Source organism: Pseudoalteromonas sp. BSi20495 (genome assembly GCF_000241185.1).
In the GTDB taxonomy this organism is placed as follows: Bacteria; Pseudomonadota; Gammaproteobacteria; order Enterobacterales; family Alteromonadaceae; genus Pseudoalteromonas; species Pseudoalteromonas fuliginea.
Map to the genome: position 1 here is coordinate 1 of NZ_BADY01000156.1, position 3,645 is coordinate 3,645.

Below are 3,645 nucleotides of genomic sequence, written 5' to 3' on the forward strand. Positions count from 1 at the left end.
AAGCTTGCTTGCGTGAAAAGCGCAGCTTTTAATTTGTAGATGGGTTTATTCGCTACAACCTTGTGCATGCCTAAACACCATGCGAGGTATAAAACCTCACCTACAACAATACAAACACCACTCTCAACAAAAGCGTAGGTGCGATTTTACATCGCGCTTTGTTCTTGGTTTCAATAAAACACCATGCGAGGTATAAAATCTCACCTACAACAATGCAAACACCGCGCTCAACAAAGCGTAGGTGCGATTTTACATCGCGCTTTGGTTTTAATTTCAAATTACTATGAATAACGCATAAATAACCCTAATCCGCTCATTAACCTCATCAATATACAGACAGGTTAAAAATTATGAGCCCTAAAAGGCATTTTTAACCACTGAGAATACTCACGCTTAAGATTTGGTAATTGCGTATACAGCATTTTTTTTAACTTTTTTGCAGACAACTTGCTACACGGTGATTGTTGCTCAGTAAGCATTATATTTTTTAGTAAAGCTCTACCTGCTTGTGTATCCATTAAAAAATAAATAGCAGCCCAACTACTTGCATAAAGTTTGCTGTTATCGCCTTTTCTCCACGTATCCTCTAAGCCGATTAACCAATTAATTGTAAATACACTTTTAGTAATATTGTTATTCTTTGTCCACGATCTATTTGGTTCAACAATACCTGTTTGCATATTATTTTTAGTCAGCTCAAAGTACTCCGCAAACCCTTCATTTAGCCATCTTGGTGTGTAACCCAATACAGCCTTATTTATGGCGTGCACCGCTTCATGAACCGACGTACGCATTGCACTTTGTCCATTATCATAATGAATAAAAGCAGAATTACTCCCGTGAAAATACATACCCGCAGTGTTTTTAGGGTCACCACCGCGATGCTTTATTGCCGACTCGTAAGCACTGCGAGTAGCCAAAACCGTTAGGTTTAGTTTCACCTTTTTAAGCGCATGCACACCAATTACTTGGCCATACGCCTTAAATACCGTATTGAGCTTAATGCGCAACTCTTGATTAAATGACGACGGTAAATTAGGTGTATTTAAAGTAAGATCAAAATAATCTAGCGATTCAACAAAATCAGGATTGTAAGTTGCTACTGCAAAGTCAGGCTTTTTATCACTAAAATGAGGAACGCCCTCACTGTCGGTCCACGTAAATATATCGCCATTACGTTTATATTTAACCTCACCTAACGATACATCTACGCAACGCGTATTGTTAACTTGTGATAAGTGATTATCGGCAGATACTAACGTATGTTGCAATGTCGTTGTGCTTACTTTTTCGGGCCGTTTTGTACTTAAAGGCTCAGTAACTATTTGCGATGCTAGATAGTTATATATGCGTTTAACCTCACCAATTGGGTCACTATAATTAAATACCCGTCCAGTAAAATGATTAGCAATAAGTGCCGACGCAATTAGCAGCACAAAAAATACAAACACCACGCGTAATTTAGTTTTAAACATATTTATGGGTGCTCTTTCCACTGTGCTTCAAAAAGATCTTTTTGCTTCCCCCTATATTCGCTGCACCACACAAAGTCGGCCGACCCTATCCCTTTTTTACGGCAACGTTTAGGTAGTTTATAAAATGTTGACCAAGCATCAAGCTTAGCAGCATCTTTATAGCTATCGCTGTGCAAAGACATGTTTGATACTTTTTGATTGAGTAGCCAATTGCTATTAGGCGTACGAGTTGAGGTAGAAGAAGTAGCCTGATAAGCGCTACCTCTCTTTTTAGGCTTACTGCAGTGATTAGCAAGCTGGGTAAATAAGAATTTATCGCGTGAGGTTAAATACTCGCCTTCTTTAATACTGTATCCATGTCTAAACCTAGACCGAATAGTTTCGCGTTCTTTTTTAATGCTATCGCAACGAGTTTGGAAGTAGGCCTCATCAGCATATAGTTTTGTAGTAAATACTGTGGTTAAAATTAGTAAGATCCATTTAATCATTATTCATTCCCTGAATTAAAACTTTAAAAGAGTGTACCTATAAATGTGAAAAAACACATCAACATTACTAATCAAAAAAGCAAAAATTAAAGCTATGGGTGGGAGTTCACATTAGCCTTGGCTTTAATAAAGCGCCCACGAGGTATAAAACCTCACCTACAATAATTTAAACAACACTCTCAACGAAACCGTAGGTGCGATTTTACATCGCGCTTTGGTCTTGGCTTTAACAAAAACACCATGCGAGGTATAAAACTGCACCTACAACAATTAAAACCCCTATTCGCCTCACATGGCGAGGTGAATAGGTGTTTAATTGCCTCATTGGACAACCTTGTAACGTGTACTACGCCCACCTGCGGCAGTTTTTTTTAATGAATCCAAGCGTTTGCAAGTCCGATAAATGGCGTGTTGCGGTTGCACGGCTAACCTTAGCCACTTTTTGATACTGACTCGCACTAATACCCTGTTCAAATTGGCCATCGAGTAACTTATTAAGCACTTTTACTTGCTGCTCACCTAACTTTGTTTGATCTTTACTTGCCCAGTAATTGGTTTTAAAAATTGTTTGCTCAATATTATTAAGCGTATGGTGTATCGCATTATTGAGCGTACGTAAAAACCACTTAATCCACTTTGTAATACAAAGCTCTCCACGCTGAGTTGCTTCAAGCACTTCGTAGTAGCTTTTTCTGTCTTCTAAAATAGCCACCGACATAGCGTAAAACCGAATTGACTCAGCATGTTCTTGCGCTAATGCCAGGTCGGTTATAAGCCGTGTAATACGCCCATTACCATCCTCAAGTGGATGTATTGTTACAAACCATAAGTGTGCGATAGCTGCCCGAATAAAAGGGTCTATTTGAGGTTCATTTTGCGCTTTGTTAAACCAGTTAAAAAATAGTGAAAGCTCTTTATTTACTCGCTCTTTAGGAGGCGCTGTAAAATGTAATATCGGTTTATCTAAGCGCCCCGACACTACTTGCATAGGCTCGTCACCACGCAATTGCCCGCCTTCAATTTTAGTAAACAAGCTTTGCTCACCTGAAAACAATAAGCGATGCCAATTAAGCACTCGCTCTAAATTAAGCGCTGAGTCTGTGTTATTTATCGCATCAAGCATAATCTCTGCAAGATTATCGCTTTGCACAGTTGTTGGGTAAGGCTGCTCATCAATATTGAGCTTTTTTGCAAGTGAAGAGCGAACCGAAAATGCATTAAGTTTTTCGCCCTCAATCGCACTGGAGTGAATAATATTTGCAAGTAAGGTATCAAGGGCCTGCTGCTTTTGATGAGCAGTTTGCACGCCCATACGCCCTACTAATAAACCTTGATTATATGAAAGCTCCCTTAGCAAAGGAGCAAGCGCCGCATCATCCCACGTAAAGTTTGGCCAGTTTTGCTGTTGCCATATCCACATAGTCTTTATGTCCTAAAATTAATTAGCTTCAGTCTACGTCAATTATTCGCCTCATACAATGAGGCGAATAATTGAGTTAATTGCCTCATTACTTTTAAGCGCTACACAGAGAAGAAATAAACAAGCGATTTTACATCGCGCTTTGGCTTATATAACCTTAACGCTCACCTAACACCTGTAGACGCAAAGCTTGCTTGCGTGAAAAGCGCAGCTTTTAATTTATAAATGGGCTTTATCGCCACAACCTTGTACATGCCTAAAG

General features: G+C 39.3%; 2 protein-coding genes and 1 pseudogene. All 3 read right to left on the bottom strand.

Translation table 11 applies throughout. The annotated features are described in order from the left end of the window. Positions 1-341: 341 nt before the first annotated feature. A complete protein-coding gene (locus tag P20495_RS03165; protein WP_008138612.1) occupies positions 342-1,475 on the bottom strand; it encodes a DUF1570 domain-containing protein in 1,134 nt (377 codons plus the stop codon). A 2-nt stretch (positions 1,476-1,477) separates the two neighbouring features. Beyond that, positions 1,478-1,963, bottom strand: a complete 486-nt coding sequence (locus P20495_RS03160; protein ID WP_008138614.1) for a hypothetical protein — start codon at positions 1,961-1,963, stop codon at positions 1,478-1,480. Positions 1,964-2,284: 321 nt separating this feature from the next. Further along, positions 2,285-3,383, bottom strand: a pseudogene (locus P20495_RS03155) (Fic family protein). Between the last annotated feature and the right edge of the window lie 262 nt (positions 3,384-3,645).